14 protein-coding genes and 2 pseudogenes are annotated in these 15,208 nt (G+C 66.9%); 9 read left to right on the top strand and 7 right to left on the bottom strand.

Translation table 11 applies throughout. The annotated features are described in order from the left end of the window. The first annotated feature begins 54 nt into the window (after nucleotides 1-54). From lysX to GJ631_RS10040, 7 genes and pseudogenes are all read left to right on the top strand, one after another. Nucleotides 55-918, top strand: a complete 864-nt coding sequence (gene lysX, locus GJ631_RS10070) for a lysine biosynthesis protein LysX (RefSeq protein ID WP_370518634.1) — start codon at nucleotides 55-57, stop codon at nucleotides 916-918. Continuing rightward, nucleotides 915-1,952, top strand: a complete 1,038-nt coding sequence (gene argC, locus GJ631_RS10065; RefSeq protein ID WP_156709027.1) for an N-acetyl-gamma-glutamyl-phosphate reductase — start codon at nucleotides 915-917, stop codon at nucleotides 1,950-1,952. The genes lysX and argC overlap by 4 nt, the downstream gene beginning before the upstream one ends. Then, a pseudogene (locus GJ631_RS10060) lies at nucleotides 1,953-2,773 on the top strand (acetylglutamate/acetylaminoadipate kinase). 15 nt (nucleotides 2,774-2,788) lie between these two features. Continuing rightward, entirely contained in the window at nucleotides 2,789-3,916 is a 1,128-nt protein-coding gene (locus tag GJ631_RS10055) for an aspartate aminotransferase family protein (protein WP_156709026.1), read from the top strand. Continuing rightward, nucleotides 3,913-4,986, top strand: a complete 1,074-nt coding sequence (locus tag GJ631_RS10050) for a [LysW]-lysine hydrolase (RefSeq protein WP_156709025.1) — start codon at nucleotides 3,913-3,915, stop codon at nucleotides 4,984-4,986. Before GJ631_RS10055 ends, GJ631_RS10050 begins: the two co-directional genes overlap by 4 nt. Continuing rightward, nucleotides 4,983-5,876, top strand: coding sequence for an ornithine carbamoyltransferase (argF, locus tag GJ631_RS10045; protein ID WP_156709024.1), 894 nt, complete (start codon nucleotides 4,983-4,985; stop codon nucleotides 5,874-5,876). Before GJ631_RS10050 ends, argF begins: the two co-directional genes overlap by 4 nt. Nucleotides 5,877-5,948: 72 nt before the next feature. Then, on the top strand, nucleotides 5,949-6,332 hold the full coding sequence (locus GJ631_RS10040) for a helix-turn-helix domain-containing protein (protein ID WP_156709023.1): 384 nt from the start codon (nucleotides 5,949-5,951) through the stop codon (nucleotides 6,330-6,332). Here the strand turns inward: GJ631_RS10040 and GJ631_RS10035 are convergent. Both GJ631_RS10035 and GJ631_RS10030 read right to left on the bottom strand, forming a co-directional pair. After that, nucleotides 6,329-7,099 (bottom strand): ABC transporter permease, encoded by a 771-nt coding sequence (locus tag GJ631_RS10035; RefSeq protein WP_370518633.1) that lies wholly within the window; start codon nucleotides 7,097-7,099, stop codon nucleotides 6,329-6,331. The genes GJ631_RS10040 and GJ631_RS10035 overlap by 4 nt on opposite strands. After that, a complete protein-coding gene (locus GJ631_RS10030; RefSeq protein ID WP_156709022.1) occupies nucleotides 7,096-8,046 on the bottom strand; it encodes an ABC transporter ATP-binding protein in 951 nt (316 codons plus the stop codon). Before GJ631_RS10030 ends, GJ631_RS10035 begins: the two co-directional genes overlap by 4 nt. A gap of 131 nt (nucleotides 8,047-8,177) precedes the next feature. Between GJ631_RS10030 and GJ631_RS10025 the strand changes: the two genes are divergently transcribed. Next, nucleotides 8,178-10,121 carry a CocE/NonD family hydrolase gene (locus tag GJ631_RS10025; RefSeq protein ID WP_156709021.1) on the top strand — a complete coding sequence of 648 codons (1,944 nt, stop codon included), beginning with the start codon at nucleotides 8,178-8,180 and terminating at the stop codon, nucleotides 10,119-10,121. On the opposite strand, the gene sepF is transcribed toward GJ631_RS10025, so the two are convergent. After that, nucleotides 10,122-10,475 carry a cell division protein SepF gene (gene sepF / locus GJ631_RS10020; RefSeq protein ID WP_156709020.1) on the bottom strand — a complete coding sequence of 118 codons (354 nt, stop codon included), beginning with the start codon at nucleotides 10,473-10,475 and terminating at the stop codon, nucleotides 10,122-10,124. It lies immediately after the preceding gene. Between the two features lie 260 nt (nucleotides 10,476-10,735). On the opposite strand from sepF, the gene GJ631_RS10015 reads away from it, so the two are divergent. Beyond that, the gene (locus GJ631_RS10015) at nucleotides 10,736-11,479 is read left to right on the top strand and encodes a DUF1028 domain-containing protein (RefSeq protein ID WP_156709019.1); all 744 of its coding nucleotides are present in this window, start codon (nucleotides 10,736-10,738) and stop codon (nucleotides 11,477-11,479) included. 4 nt (nucleotides 11,480-11,483) lie between these two features. Here GJ631_RS10015 and GJ631_RS10010 read toward each other — a convergent pair whose 3' ends face one another. From GJ631_RS10010 to GJ631_RS09995, 4 genes and pseudogenes are all read right to left on the bottom strand, one after another. After that, nucleotides 11,484-12,068 (bottom strand): DUF6663 family protein, encoded by a 585-nt coding sequence (locus tag GJ631_RS10010; protein ID WP_197424972.1) that lies wholly within the window; start codon nucleotides 12,066-12,068, stop codon nucleotides 11,484-11,486. A gap of 25 nt (nucleotides 12,069-12,093) precedes the next feature. Beyond that, nucleotides 12,094-13,248, bottom strand: a complete 1,155-nt coding sequence (locus GJ631_RS10005; RefSeq protein WP_156709018.1) for a geranylgeranyl reductase family protein — start codon at nucleotides 13,246-13,248, stop codon at nucleotides 12,094-12,096. Nucleotides 13,249-13,293: 45 nt separating this feature from the next. Then, entirely contained in the window at nucleotides 13,294-13,956 is a 663-nt protein-coding gene (locus GJ631_RS10000; protein WP_156709017.1) for a phosphate ABC transporter permease, read from the bottom strand. Between the two features lie 57 nt (nucleotides 13,957-14,013). Continuing rightward, nucleotides 14,014-15,208: pseudogene (locus GJ631_RS09995) on the bottom strand (excinuclease ABC subunit C); the annotation flags it as partial.

Genomic DNA, 15,208 nt, shown 5'->3' with positions numbered 1-15,208 from the left:
CGCCGAATCACCTTCGGCGCTTCGAGCTCACGAACCGTCACGAGGTGGCGGTTCGTGAACGTCGGCATCCTCTACTCGCGCATCCGTCGCGACGAGAAGCTCCTGCTCAGCGAGCTCCGCGACCGTGGCCACGAGGTGACGAAAATCGACGTCCGCAAGGAGCGTTTCAGCGTCCACGACGTTCCGGAGGTCTTCGACGACGTCGACATCGTGGTCGACCGCTGTCTCGCGACCAGTCGGTCGCGCTACATCACCCGATTCGTCGATTCCTACGGGATTCCGGTCGTCAACGAACCGGAGACGGCGGCCATCTGCGCCGACAAAGCACGGAACAGCCTCGTCCTCGCGAACGCGGACGTGCCGACGCCCGCCACCGAGGTGGCGTTCACCAAGGAGTCCGCCATGGAGTCAATCGAGCACTTCGGCTACCCCTGCGTGCTGAAACCCGTCGTCGGGTCGTGGGGCCGGCTGATGGCGAAAATCGACTCCCGCGACGCCGCCGAGGCCATCCTCGAACACAAAGAGACCCTCGGCCACTACGAACACAAGGTGTTCTACATCCAGGAGTTCGTCGAGAAGCCGGGCCGTGACATCCGCGTCGTCGCCACCGACGGCGAACCCGTCGCGGCGATGGCTCGCTCCTCGGACCACTGGCTCACCAACGCCGCCCGGGGGGCCGAGACCGAACCCATCGAGGTCACCGAGGAGATGACCGACCTCGTCGAACGCGCCTCCGATGCCGTCGGCGGCGGCTTGCTCGGCGTCGACCTCATGGAGACCGGTGACTCCTACACCGTCCACGAGGTCAACCACACCGTCGAGTTCAAGGCGCTCAACGAGGTCAGCGACGTGGACGTGCCCGGAACGGTCGTCGACTGGCTGGAGGCGAAGGTACAGGGCGTCGAGGTGACCGCATGAGCTACACCGCCTCGGTCGTCGGGGCCAGTGGCTTCACCGGCGGCGAACTCCTTCGACTCCTCGACGGTCACCCCGAATTCGAGGTGGCCCAGGCCACCTCTCGGAGTTACGAGAACAAGACCGTCGGTTCGGTCCACCCGAACCTCCGGGGGATGAGTCTCCGATTTTCCAGCCCCGAGGAACTCGACTCCGTCGACGTGCTCTTCGCGTGCACGCCCCACGGCGTCACGATGGACCACATCGACGCCTTCCGGGAGGCCGCCGACACCGTCGTCGACTTGAGCGCGGACTTCCGACTGAATCGCGAGGAACAGTACGACGAGTGGTACGACGGCCACGACCGACCCGAACTGCTTTCGGAATCCGAGTACGCCCTTCCGGAACTCAACCGCGAGAACCTCGCCGGCGCGGACCTCATCGCGTCGGGCGGCTGTAACGCGACGGCCGCCATCCTCGGCCTCAAGCCGCTGTTCGACGCCGACATCCTCTCCGGCGACGAGCAAATCGTCGTCGACGTGAAGGTCGGCTCCTCGGAGGGTGGCGCCGGCGGCGGGGAAGCCTCTTCGCACGCCGAACGGTCCGGCGTCGTCCGGCCCTACGCCCCCACGGGTCATCGCCACGAGGCCGAAATCGAGGAGTACCTCGGTACGCAGGTCTCCTTCACCGCCCACGCGGTCGACATGACCCGCGGTGCCTCCGCGACCTGTCACGTCTACCCCAATGGCCCGGTCTCGAAGGGCGACCTCTGGCAGGCCTACCGCGGTAGCTACGAGGAGGAACCGTTCGTCCGGCTGGTCGCTGGCGGCTCCGGGGTGTACCGATACCCCGAACCGAAGGCGGTCGCTGGCTCGAACTTCGCTGAGGTCGGCTTCGAGGTCGACCCCCGAAACAAACGCCTCGTCGTCTTCTCGGCCATCGACAACATGATGAAGGGGTCGGCGGGACAGGCGGTCCACGCGGCCAACATCGCCCTCGGACTCGAGGAGACGGCCGGACTGGAGTTCACGGGGATGCACCCCGTGGGAGCGCCGTAGATGACCGTCGTCGTCAAAATCGGCGGCGCCCGTGCCGTCGAACCGGAGGGCGCACTCGCCGATATCGCCGCCGTCCGCGAGGACGGTACCGACGTGGCCGTCGTCCACGGCGGGTCGACCGCCGTCGACGACGCCCTCGAGAAGATGGGTATCGAACCCGAATACGTCGAGACGCCGAGCGGCGTCGTCGGCCGCTTCACCGACGAGGAGACGATGGACGTGTTCAAGATGGCGATGTCGGGCCTCGTCAACACCGACCTCGTCACCGGCCTGCAGAACCACGGCGTCGACGCGGTCGGCCTCTCCGGCGTCGACGGGAAACTGCTGTACGGTCCACGGAAATCCGCCGTCCGCGTCGTCGAAGACGGCAAGAAGAAGATTCGCCGCGGCGACACTCCGGGAAAATCGAGGAAGTCAACGGTGACCTGTTGTCGACGCTCCTCGAAGACGGCTACACGCCGGTGGCCTCGCCGCCGATGCTTGCGGACGACGGCGTGGCGGTCAACACCGACGCCGACCGTGCGTCGGCGGCGACCGCGGCCGAGCTCGGCGGGACGCTCGTCTCGCTGACCGACGTGGAGGGCGTGTATCGCGACCCCGAGGACGCCTCGACGCTCATCGAGTCCGTCGAGACGCCCGACGAGTACGAGGAACTGAAAGCCGCCGCCGAGGGGTTCATGGGCCGGAAGGTCATGGCGGCGACGGAGGCTCTGGAGGGCGGCGCGAGCGAAGTCGTCGTCGCCAGCGCCAACGCCGAGAACCCCATCCAGTCGGCGCTTTCGGGTGGCGGCACGCACGTCTACCCGAGCGCGCTGGAATGACACCTGATTAGAACAATGAGCGGATTCGTCTTTTCCGAGAAACCCATCGAAATCGACCGTGGCGAGGGGGTTCACCTCTACGACACGAACGGAACCGAGTACCTGGACTTCGGCGCGAGTTACGCCTGTACGCCGGTCGGCCACTGCCACCCGGACGTCGTCGAGGCCGCGACCGACCAGATAGAGCGGCTGATGTACGTACAGGCTTCCTACCCCAACGCCCCGCGAACGGCGCTGTACGAGCAGTTGGCCGAGGTCGCGCCGGGCGATATCGACAACGTCTGGCTCTGTAACTCGGGGACCGAGGCCAACGAGGCCGCGCTGAAGTTCTCCCGACACGCTACCGGGCGCTCGAAAGTCGTCGCGACGATGCAGGGCTTCCACGGTCGGACGATGGGGTCGCTCGCCGCGACGTGGAAAGACGAGTACAAGGACGGCTTCGGCCCACTGGCCGGCGATTTCGAGTTCGTTCCCTACGGTGACGGCGAGGCGATTGCCGAAGCCGTCGACGAGGAGACCGCGGCGGTCATCGTCGAACCGCTGCAGGGCGAGGGCGGCATCAACCCTGCCTCGACGGCGTACCTGCAGACGGTTCGGGAGGAAACCGAGGCGGCCGGCGCGGCGATGATTCTCGACGAGATTCAGACCGGTCTCGGCCGGACCGGGTCGCTGTGGGCCGCCGACGACCACGGCGTCGTCCCCGACGTGGTGACGACGGCGAAGGGCCTCGGCAGCGGCCTCCCCATCGGCGCGACGCTCGTTCGCGACTGGATTGCCGAGGACTGCGGCAACCACGGGTCGACGTTCTCCGGCGGCCCGGTGGTGTCGGCGGCGGCGGGTGCGACACTCGACGTCATCGAACGCGAGGAAATCCCCGCTCACGCCGCCGAAATCGGTTCGTACCTCACCGACGAACTCGACGCCGCAATCGGCGAGGAGGTTCGCGAAGTCCGCGGCAACGGCCTGATGGTCGGCGTCGAGGTGAAACGGGGGGCCAACCCCATCCTGCGTGACCTCGCGCTGGACCACAGCATCCTCGCGTTACCGGCCGGCCGCAGCGTCGTTCGCCTCCTGCCGCCGCTGACCATCGAGCGCGAGCACGCCGACAGGGTGGTCGAGGCGCTGGAGGACATCATCGCATGAGCGACGCTGCCGCCAACACCGACGGCGACGCCATCGCCGCCGACGAGGAGGCACGCGACCTCTTGGAGACGCTCGTCTCCATCCCCTCCCCGACCCCCGAGGAAGCGGAGTGTGCCGAGGCACTCGCCGAATTCTTCGAGGAACACGACCGCGAGGTGTTCATCGACGAGGTGGGCAACGTCCGAGCACCGGCCGACGACAGCGTTCTCTATACGTCCCACATCGACACGGTACCGGGCGATATCCCGGTCCGAGTCGAGGACGGCGAAAACGGCCCCGAGTTGTGGGGTCGTGGCTCCGTCGACGCCAAGGGGCCGCTGACTGCGCTTGCGGTCGCCGCCGTCCGAACCGGCGTCTCCTTCGTCGGCGTCGTCGGCGAGGAGGTCGACTCCCGCGGCGCGCGTCACCTTATCGAAGACCGCGAGGCGCCCGAGGCGGTCGTCAACGGCGAACCCTCCGGCTGGGACGGCATCACGCTCGGCTACCGCGGCATCCTGCAGGGCACCTACGTCGCCACCTCCGAGTCCGGCCACACCTCCCGCCCGGAGAACAACGCGATTCAGGACGCCATCGCGTGGTGGTCGGCCGTCGAGGACACCTTCGGCGGCGACGAGTACGACCCCGTCTTCGAGCGCGTGACGCCCAAGCCGGTGGAAATCGAGGGCGGAACCAGCGACGACGGCCTCGCCGTCGAGACGACGCTGGACGCCCAACTGCGCGTTCCGCCGTCGTACTCGACCGACGAGGTCCGGGAGCTGGCCGACGCCGAACTGTCGGGTGCCGGCACCGTCAACTGGAAGGACGCGGTCGAACCGACGATGCAGAGTCCCCGGACCGAAGTGGGCCGGGCCTTCCGCGTCGCCATCCGCGAGGCCGGCGGTGACCCCCGCCTGCTCCGGAAGACCGGCACCGCCGACATGAACATCTTCGCTGGGGCGTGGGACTGCCCGATGGCGACGTACGGTCCCGGTGATTCGGACCTCGACCACGCGCCCGACGAACACCTCGAGTTACGCGAACTCGACCGTGCGACGGCGGTCCTGGAAGCCGTCGCGGAGGACCTGCAATGAACTTCCTGAACATCGACGACCTCTCCCGCGAGGAGATAGACGACGTGTTGACGCGGGCGACCGACCTCAAGGAGCGGACCGCCCGTGGAAAGACCGCAGACGGCATGGACGGCCAAACGCTCGGCATGATATTCGAGAAACCGTCGACCCGAACTCGGGTATCCTTCGAGACGGGTGCGACGCAGTTGGGCGGCCACGCCATCTTCCTCGGTCCCGACGACATCCACCTAGGTCACGGCGAACCCGTCAAGGACACCGCCCGAGCGCTCAGTCGGTACGTCGACGTCATCATGGCGCGCGTCTTCGACCACGCCGACGTGGTCGAGTTGGGCGAGTACGCCGAGGTGCCCGTCGTCAACGGTCTCACCGACGACGCCCACCCCTGTCAGACGCTCGCCGACTTGCTGACGATTCGGGAGCGCTTCGACGGTTTCGACGCCCGAGTCGCGTGGGTCGGCGACGGCAACAACGTCTGTCAGTCGTTCGTGTTGGGTGCGGCCATCGTCGGCCTCGATTTGGTCGTCGCGACGCCGGAGGGATACGGTGTCGACGACGCCGTGTTGGAACGCGCCGAGGAACTCGGCAGCGCCCCCGAAATCGTCGCGGACCCACAAGCGGCCGTCGACGGCGCCGACATCGTCTACACCGACGTGTGGGTGAGCATGGGCGAGGAGTCCGAACGCGCCGAGAAACTCGAAGCGTTCTCGCGTGCGGGCTTTCAGGTCAACGAGGACCTACTCGACGACCAGGAAGTGATGCACTGTCTGCCCGCCCACCGCGGCGAGGAGATAACCGACGCCGTCATGGAGAGCGACCGGGCCATCGTCTGGGACCAAGCCGAGAATCGCCTCCACGCCCAGAAGGGGCTGTTGACGTATCTGCTGGACTGACTGGGCGTTCGGAAAGCGGGTTACCGATTGGTATCGGGTGGCTTTATCGCCGAGCGTTCCCCATCCGTGGGCATGGACCCCGACCCGGACCCTTCACGGTTCCGCGATTTGATGCTCGATTCCGAACCGGGCTTCGAGGAGGTGCTCCGGTGTGTTTTCGGCGTACAGGACCACGAAGCGCGACTGTATCTGGAACTGCTCGACGCCCCCGACAGCACGGTCGCGGAACTGGCCAACGCCGTCGACCGCGACCGCAGCAACGTCAACCGCGGGCTGTCGACGCTCATGGAGAAGGACCTCGCCGACCGCCGCCGCCGACTGCTCGACTCCGGCGGTCACGTCTACCAGTACCGGGCGACGCCGCCCGACGAGGCCCGTGAGTTGATGCACCGGACGCTCGACGAGTGGGCAGCGTACGTCCACGACCGTATCGACGACTTCCCGAACGGAGATTAGTCGATGAGGCCGTAGCCGCGTTTGAACAGGTACACGTCGAGGGCGACGACGCACGCGGTCAGCCCGCTCAACACGCCGAGCGACAGTATCGGGTCGACCTCTTGGAAGCCGAGGAAGCCGTATCGGACGCCGTTGACCATGTAAACCATCGGATTGAGCAGCGACAGCGTCCGGTACAGCGGCGGGAGGATGTCCAGCGAGTAGAACACCGCCCCGAAGAACACCAGCGGCCGGAGAATGAACTGATTCATCACGGTGAGGTGGTCAAAGTCCTCGGCCAGCAGGCCGCCGACGACGCCCAAGGCGGCGAACAGCGTCGGAATGACGAGCATGAACGCCGCCAGGAACAGCGGTTCCTCCAGCGGCACCGGCGTGAACAGCAGACCGATGGCGACGATGATGACGCCGACGACCAGCCCCCGCAACGCGGCCGCGAGGATGTACGCCAACACCATCGACGAATAGGATAGCGGCGAAGTGAGTGTCTCGTGGATGTACTCGTTCCATCTGCCGTGGAATATCGAGAACGATGAGTTCTCGAAGGCGTTGGAGATGGCACCCAACACGACCAGTCCGGGCAGGATGAAGACGATGTAGTCGAAGCCGGCGATATCGTCGATGCGCTGGCCCAACACGACGCCGAAGACGGCGAAGTACAGCACGTTCGTGATGGCCGGCGGGAGGAACGTGTTCTTGGGTCGGCGGACGAACCGGAGGATTTCCCGCTTCAACAGCGACCGGAAGCCGACGCCGAACGTCGAACTCACTGGTGAATCGCCCCCAGTTGTTCGGCCTCGTCGTCGGTTCTGGTCATGTCGACGAACACCTCCTCTAGGGAGGCCCGCCGGATGTCGAGGTTCGTCACCTCGTAACCCTCGTACTCCAACTCCCGGAGCAGCGAGGGTGCGAGGCGACTACCACCCTGTGCAGTGACGACGAGCGAGTCGCCGTCGACCCGCGCCTCGACGACCCCGTCGAGGTCGATGTCGGGAACGGCGTCCAGCGTCTCGTCGAGCGTCAGATACAGTTGGTCGGTGCCGCGGGACCGAAGGTCGTCGGGCGTCGCCACCTCGACGACGCGTCCCGAATCGACGATAGCGACGCGGTCACACAGCCGTTCGGCCTCCTCGATGTAGTGGGTCGTCAGCAGAATCGTCGTCCCCTCGGCGTTGAGTCGCTCGATGACGCCCCAGAGGTCACGCCGCAACTGTACGTCGACACCTGCCGTCGGTTCGTCAAGGATGAGGAGGTCCGGGTCGGTGACGAGCGCCCGCGCCAACAGGAATCGGCGCTTCATGCCGCCGGAGAGCCAATCGAAGCGCGTGTCGCGCTTGTCGTAAATACCGACCGTCTTCAACGCCTCCTCGGCACGGCGTTCGGCCTCGTCGCTCGGGACGCCGTGGTAGCCGGCCTTGTGCTCCAACACTTCGTGAATGGGGAAGAACCGGTCGACGTTGAACTCCTGTGGCGCGAGGCCGATGCGGTCCCGTGCCTCCTGATACTCGGTTTCGACGTCGAAACCGAACACCTCGGCGGTGCCGCCGTCCTTCCGAACGAGGCCGACGAGGACGTTGATGAACGTCGTCTTGCCGGCGCCGTTCGGCCCGAGCAAGCCGAAGAACTCCCCTTCATCGACCTCGAAGGTCAGTCCGTCGAGGGCCACGACGTCCCCGTAGGACTTCCTGAGGCCGTCGGTGCGTATCGCGGGTTCCATATGGGGAAGGGGCCGCTTCGGCCGGTTAAGGGTGCTGAAGCCGGACGCGGCGTGTCACCGACCGGCGCGGAATTTAAACTACCCTACATTGTCGGCGACGAACCTATCCGAAGAACTCGCAACGAACGCGTATGGATAGACGGACGTTCGTGACTGCAGCCGGCAGTATCGGCCTCGCCTCGCTGCTCGGGACCGGAACGGTCGCCGCGGCGGAAGACGGCTACACCAGAGAAGGCCACCGCGTCGAATCCTTCGACGGCGTCGAGATACCCGCGACTCTGTTCGTCCCCGAGGGGGGCGCCGACGCGGCCATCCTCGCGACCCACGGCTGGGGTGGCTCGAAATCCAGCGTGGAGGGGTACGGCCCGCTCGTAACCGACCACGGCTACGCCCTCGTCGCCTTCGACCAGCGCGGGTTCGGCGAGTCGACGGCCGAAGTCGGCCTCTCGGGGCCGAAAGAAGTCGCCGACGTATCGGCGCTCATCGACTTCCTTCGCGAGGACGAACGCATCGACAACGCCGACGACGGCGAACCGAAAATCGGGATGCTCGGTGCCTCCTACGCGGGCGGCATCCAACTCAACGCCGCGGCGGTCGACGACCGCATCGACGCGCTCGTCCCCGTCGTCCCGTGGCACGACCTCTCGTTTTCGCTGGTGCCCAACGGCGTCCCGAAACTCGGCTGGACGACACTGCTGTACGGTGCCGGAATCGCCGCCGCTCGCGGCGTCCAGAATCCGGACCAAGAGAACCTCCAGCGCGGCGTCTCCCCACGGCTCCACGAGATTTACGCGAAGTCGATGTCACAGAACCGCCTGCCGCCGGAGGGGGAGTCGTTCCTGAAAGTTCGCTCGACGGTTTCGAAAGCCGACCGCATCGACACGCCCGCGCTGGTCGTCCAGGGGCTTCCCGACACCCTCTTTACGCCGAACGAGGGCCACCGCATCGTCGAGGCGCTCCGGGAGGACGGCGTCGATTCGCGGTTCGTGCTGTTCAACGGCGGCCACACCGGAACGGAGACGGTCGAACCCGACGAACAGGTGAACGAAATCGAGTCGATGGCGCTGTCGTGGTTCGACCAACACCTCCGTGACGGCGGCGACTCCGGTATCGCGTCGCTGACGTACTGGGACATCCAGAACGGCGAGTTCCGGGAAGCCGACGGGTTCCCACCGAGCGACGCCGACGAACTCGAGGCGTCGCTTTCCGACATCGCCGGCGAGGGCCAGAGTCCGGTCATCAACAGCGTCGCCCCCACGTCGACGAGTCACTTCAGCCCCGAGAATACCGACGCCGCGCCCGTCTCCGTCGCCGAGTTCGACCTCGCAGTCGGCGACGACATCGAACTGCTCGGCACGCCCGAGGTGTCCCTTTCGGTGACACTCGTCGGCGCGCGTGCGTTCCTCTTCGGAAAACTGTATCACGTCTCCGACGGGGAGGCGACGCTGCTCAACAATCAGGTCGCACCGGTCGCAATCGAGGGCACGCCCGGCGAGTCCCAAACCGTCGAGTTCGAACTCGTCGGCACGCAACGTCACCTCGAAGCGGGCGACACGCTCCGACTCGCGCTGGCCTCGACCGATGCCGGGTTCACCTCCGCCCGCGCCGGCACCGGCGTCGTCGTCGACCACGCCGCATCGACGCTGACGCTCCCGGTTCGCGGAAGCGACGGTAACGACGGCGACGATGGGGACGACGGTGGCGACAACGACGATGTGGCCGTCACTCGCGCCAACGACGGGTCGGTGTTCACCGGCGGTGCACACGACCGCCACGAACTGACCGTCGAGGGCGGACCGACGTTCGTTCGCGACCGCGTCCCCGACGGCTGGATTGTCGCGGAGGCCGACCATCCCTACACGCGGACTGCACCGCCCGAAACCAGCGAGAACTACGTCGAGTTCCGCGGCGCGGTGACCGACGACGACCGCGGCTACATCGCTCGTGCGCCGTCGGGCGTCGACCAGACGAACGTCTACACGTTCGGCCCGGTCGAAGTCAGCGAGGACGGCGAGGAGTGGCGGACGCTTTCGGGAACCGAAAAGACAGTACTGCTCGTCGGCGCCGACGCCTGATTATCGCCCGAGTTTCGCCCGCGAGATGCCGACGCCGCCCGGCGTGATGACGATTTGGTCGTCCTCCTTCTGGACGATGTCGCCGCCGACCTCGTGGGCGACCTGTTTCAGTTCGTCGGAGATGTGCTCCATCGTCCGGTCGGTCGTCGTGTGCCGGATGATGTCGGCGATGACGATGTCGCCGTCGTAGACGGCGTCCTTGATGTCGATGACGTCGTTCTTGTCGCTGATTTCAGCGAAGTGTACTTTCACCGTCGCGTCGCCCGCGTCGGCGTCGAAGTCGTCGATGTCGAGTTCGACGTAGTCCTCGGCGCTGTGGGAGTTCCCGCCGAGAATCTTGCTCATGATGCCCATACGACCGTGAGTGGTTGCTGGCGGCATAGGTTTTACCCTCCGAACTTTTTCCACGGCGGGCCTGCGGCCCGCCGGGAAAAACTTCGATGAAAAAGCGGCGGCGGGTTCCCGGTGGTCACCCGCCTTGCCGCCGCGCTCACTCCGTTCGCGCGGCGTGAACCGCTCGCGCCTTCCGGGCGCTCGCGGATGCTCATGAAACTCTCCCGGCAGCACCGCCCTCGTGGTCTCCATTTTTGTCGCTGCCGACCGTTCGCCCCCGTATGACCTTCAGCATCTGCGTCCACGAAGAATACGAAGACGACGACGGCACCGAACAGCACCGCTTCGGCGTGGCCGTGACGACCCGACTCGCGGGCGTCGGCACGCTGTGTCCCTTCGCCAGCGAGAACGGCGCCGTCGCCACCCAGAGCCTCGTCAACGTTGAGTTGGGTGAGAAGGGAATCGAGTACATCGACGACGGGCTGGCCGTCGAGGACGCCCTCCAGTCGCTTCTCAACGCCGACGACGGCGCCGAGAACCGCCAACTCCACGGCGTCGACCGCGAGGGGTCGTTCGTCTTCTCCGGCGAGGAGTGCAAGCCGTGGTTCGGCCACCACGACGGGGGTTCCGCGAGCAGCGCGAGCGGAGCCTCGTCGGACGTGTCCGACGGTGGGGCGTACACCGTCGCCGGAAACCTCCTGACTGGCGAGGCAGTCATCGATGCCGTCGCCGACAGCTACGACAACAGTGACCGGGAGGAGCCGCTCGCCAAGCGACTCATCGACGCCCTCGAAGCGGGTCACGCCGAGGGTGGCGACAAACGCGAGGACCTGCCGGTCCAGAGCGCCGCGCTGCTCGTCGAAACCACCGAAGAACGGGCCATCGACCCGGCCTACGAGAACCTCCGTGTCGACGCGACGGAGACGCCACTCGAGGACCTCAAAGCGACCTACGAGACGGCCGTCCGAGGCCACGAGGACGCGATGGAGCGCTACGAGGAAGCCTACGAAGACGACGACCTGTAGACGCCTACAGGTACGTATCCCGGACCGTCTCGTCCAGCAACCCGTCGGGGTCGAGGACGATGTAGACGACGACGAACGGCTCCTCGGGGTCGATGACGAACACCGAAAACGGCGGGTCGACTGCCTCCGGTTGAGCGGCGCGGGCGATGAGCGGCTCCAGCGGCTTCAGACCATCACGGAACTCCGAGAAGAGGTCACGGCTGCCGGCCTGCTCGGCGAAGGTGTAGAGAACGCCGTTGGCCTCGTTGTCCGTGTTGTAGGTGACTCGAGAGTTCATCGCCTCGCCCTCGGCGCGGGCCGCCTCGAAACAGTTCTGTGCGGCCTCGAAGATGACCGCCTCGGTCCGGACGAACTCGACGGTCGTGGCCGTCTCGATACTCGCGGCGTCGACGACCGGCTCGTCGTCGTCCCAGGAGATGTCGGCGTCGATGCGATTGCCGACGACGGCGTCGTCGGGCAGCGCCTCGCGAGGAACGTACGTCGGGTCCGCCGACTCGGCGTCGAGCAACAGCCACTCGTCGTCGGTTCGTCCCGGCAGCAGGCGGAACGGCCCCTCGGTCCGCGGGGAGGTGCCGTCGGTCGTGGTCATAGCCGTCGTAGGTCGTCGCCGGGGATTAGTTCCACGAAAGCAGCGCGCGGAGTTGCGCCTTCGAGAACAGCGAGGTCGGTCGGTCCATGTGGACGCCGATTTCACCGGAAAACGCCTTCATCCCGGCTTTTTGGATTGGCTTCGGCATCGAGTACCCCGCCCGAATCAGTTTCCCGAGACGCTGTTCGCTGGCCAGCTCCTCGCGCCACGCCGTCTCGTAGTTCTCCAGCGTCGCCGGCTGTTCGGGGTCGATTTCGCGGGCGGCGATGTCGGCGGCGCGCATCCCGTAGATGATGCCGCCCCCGGTGAACGGTTTCGTCTGGGCGGCGGCGTCACCGACCAGGAAACTCCGCTTGCCGACCGTCCGCTCGGGCGGTCCGATTGGGATGGCGCCCGAACAGCGTTCGTCCAACTCGACGTCGTAGTCCTCGAGCAGTTCCTCGAAGCGTCCGGGGGCGTCGTCGCCCGGCGCGACGGCCAGCCCGTACTCGACACCGGCCTCGCCGCGGGGGATGCGCCACGCGAAAAACCGCGGCACGGTGAGGTGGACATCGACGTAGTCCTCGTCGTCGGGTTCGAAATCGAAGCCCAACACGCCGTGGAGCAGTTCCTCGGGGTCCGGCAGGCCGACTTCTTGGCGGACTCGCGAGCGAGGGCCGTCGGCGCCGGCGACGATGCGACACTCGAAGGATTCGACGCCGTCCGGTCCTTTCGCGGTCACTTCGACACGCCCCGGTTTCTCGTCGACGTCGGTGACAGTGTAGCCGTCCCGGACTTCGGCGCCTGCCTGCTCGGCGCATTCGGCGAGCGTCTTATCGAGGCCGACTCGGTCGATGGCGTTCGACACCGGTTCGTCCTTGTAGAAGGTGTGGGCCTCGCTGTCGGCGCCGCCGAGGTGGAACCGCGCCCCGTAGATGTCGTTTTGGAAGAGGTCATCGTGGGCGCTCGCGGCGCTCGACTCGCTTCGCTCGTCGTTTACCGCTCGCGATTCCGAGGACTCCCGTCGGTCGCCCTCGCCGGGGAGAAAGTCCCAAATGTCGAGACTGACGTGGCCCGAACAGGCCAGCGGTCGCCCGATTTCGCCGGATTCGAGCACCAACACGTCGCGGCCGGCCTCGGCGGCCGAGCGGGCGAACCGCGACCCCGCGGGGCCGGCACCGACGACGACGAAATCGTACATGTCTTCGAGAGGGGGTTCCGCGAGGAAATACTCTCCGGGACAGTGCTACTCGTCGTCGCCGACGACGCTCCCGACGCCCGGGAGGACGGTCGCTATCTTGGCGACCCACCCGAGTCGGAACAGTCCCACCTGCGAGAGGATTCCGAGGACGAACAACACGCCGAACAGCGGCACTTCGAAACCGACGAACGGCGTCGTCGCCAGCGGGTCGAAGAGAATCGGCTCCGGCGAGAACGAATCGCGGGCGGTCGTGAGATTCGCTACGGTCACCGCGCCGGAGGCCAGCGCCGCGCCGACGAAGGAGGTGATGAACACGAGCGCGAACTTCGTCAGCGTGAAGCCGAGGACTGCGCCGGCGATGCCGGCGACGGCGGCGACGAGATAGCGAATCAGGCCGCCCTCGGTGAACACCGGCGTGATGACGTACAAGCCGATGTAGGCGCCGACGACGAACGACGGGATGGCCGTCGCAAACGACAGCGCGACGTAGGATAGCGCCGCACCGAGGAGGCCGCCGACGATGACTGCCACCGCGAAGCCGACGAGTCCCTGCGCGCCGAAGGCACCGAGGACGGTGGGGGCGAGGACGTAGCCACCGCCGGCGCCGATGAGGAAGCCGAGCAACGAGACGGCGTACACCGAAAGCGCCGCGCCGAAGAACACCAACACGAGACCGACGAGCAACAGGCCGATGTCTACCAGTGCCATGCGGGCCGTTCAGAACGCAGGGGAATAAGCTTTGGAGCCGTTCGCCCCCGACCGCCGTCACAGCGCGCGGTCGATAGCCGCCGCCGTCGATTCGCCGACGCCCTCGACGTTCGCCAGTTCGGTTCGGGAGGCCGCTCGAATGCCGCCGACGCTTCCGAAGCGTCGGAGCAGTCGCTTCCGCAGTTCGGGGCCGACACCGGGCACCTCGTCCAGCGGCGTCGACACCTCGTCGCGGACGGTCTGGTGGTACTGCACCGCGAATCGGTGGGCCTCGTCGCGGACGCGCTGGAGTAAGTGGAGAGCGGGGTCGTCGTCGTCCCAGTCCTCGACGCCGCCGGCCGTCACCACGAGTTCCTCCTCCTTGGCGAGGGCGATGGCGGGAACGTCCCAGCCTGTCTCCGCGAGGGCGTCCCGTGCCGCGCCGAGTTGCCCATCGCCGCCGTCGATGAGGAGCAACTCGGGGTCCGGGCGGTCGTCGCGGCCCTCGACGGCCCGTTCGGCTCGCCACCGCACCAGTTCGCGCATGTTCGCGTAGTCGTCGTTGGTCTCTCCGAGTTTCTTCCGGCGGTAGTCGGCCTTCGCGGGAGAGCCATCGACGAACGTCACGTCGCTGCCGACGACGGCCTTCCCGTGGGCGTGGCTCACGTCGAACCCCTCGATTCGCTCGGGGCGGTCGATGCCGAGTCGGCGAGCGAGTGCGCTCGCGGCGTCGACTTCACCTGCCTTCCGGCGGGCGTTCTTCAGTGCCAACTCCACGAGCGTCGCCTCCCGGCCTGCTCCCGGAACCCGAACCGAGACGCCCTCCGCGTCCAGCCAGCGGTCGAGGTCCGAATCCCCGTGGCGTTCGGGCAACAACAGCACGTCGGGCAGCGGTCGGTCGGCGTAGAACTGCGGGACGAACGCCGACAGCACCGCCGCGATGCGGTCTTCGCCCTCCGGGGCGTCGACACGGTGGCGCGTTCGGTCGACTAGCTTGCCGTCCTCGCTGTGGAGTCGGGCGACGGTCGCCCGCTCGCCCTCGATTGCCACGCCGAGCACGTCGACGACGCGTTCCTCGCGGCTCACGACCGCGTCGCCGCCCCCCCCCCCCCTCGTGGAACGCCTCGACGGCGTCGAGTTTTGTCTCGGAGCGCCGCGGCCCCGCTCGAAGGCCTCGGCTTCGGCGGCGGCCTCCATCTCACGACGCAGGGGGTTCGGCGAGCACGCCCGTTTCGCCTTCGAGGAACCGGACGACGGATTCGGTGTCAGCGGC

The sequence above is a fragment of the Natronomonas sp. CBA1123 genome (genome assembly GCF_009741925.1).
GTDB lineage: Archaea > Halobacteriota > Halobacteria > Halobacteriales > Haloarculaceae > Natronomonas.
The sequence above is the reverse complement of the archived record's forward strand: the minus strand, read 5'-3'. Positions and strand labels throughout refer to the sequence as shown.

Bases quoted from the DNA above. Each gene is read 5' to 3' on its own strand.
- argC (WP_156709027.1), top strand. From the start codon at position 915: ATGAGCTACACCGCCTCGGTCGTCGGGGCCAGTGGCTTCACCGGCGGC.
- GJ631_RS10055 (WP_156709026.1), top strand. From the start codon at position 2,789: ATGAGCGGATTCGTCTTTTCCGAGAAACCCATCGAAATCGACCGTGGC.
- GJ631_RS10050 (WP_156709025.1), top strand. From the start codon at position 3,913: ATGAGCGACGCTGCCGCCAACACCGACGGCGACGCCATCGCCGCCGAC.
- argF (WP_156709024.1), top strand. From the start codon at position 4,983: ATGAACTTCCTGAACATCGACGACCTCTCCCGCGAGGAGATAGACGAC.
- GJ631_RS10040 (WP_156709023.1), top strand. From the start codon at position 5,949: ATGGACCCCGACCCGGACCCTTCACGGTTCCGCGATTTGATGCTCGAT.
- GJ631_RS10030 (WP_156709022.1), bottom strand. From the start codon at position 8,046: ATGGAACCCGCGATACGCACCGACGGCCTCAGGAAGTCCTACGGGGAC.
- GJ631_RS10025 (WP_156709021.1), top strand. From the start codon at position 8,178: ATGGATAGACGGACGTTCGTGACTGCAGCCGGCAGTATCGGCCTCGCC.
- sepF (WP_156709020.1), bottom strand. From the start codon at position 10,475: ATGGGCATCATGAGCAAGATTCTCGGCGGGAACTCCCACAGCGCCGAG.
- GJ631_RS10015 (WP_156709019.1), top strand. From the start codon at position 10,736: ATGACCTTCAGCATCTGCGTCCACGAAGAATACGAAGACGACGACGGC.
- GJ631_RS10010 (WP_197424972.1), bottom strand. From the start codon at position 12,068: ATGACCACGACCGACGGCACCTCCCCGCGGACCGAGGGGCCGTTCCGC.
- GJ631_RS10005 (WP_156709018.1), bottom strand. From the start codon at position 13,248: ATGTACGATTTCGTCGTCGTCGGTGCCGGCCCCGCGGGGTCGCGGTTC.
- GJ631_RS10000 (WP_156709017.1), bottom strand. From the start codon at position 13,956: ATGGCACTGGTAGACATCGGCCTGTTGCTCGTCGGTCTCGTGTTGGTG.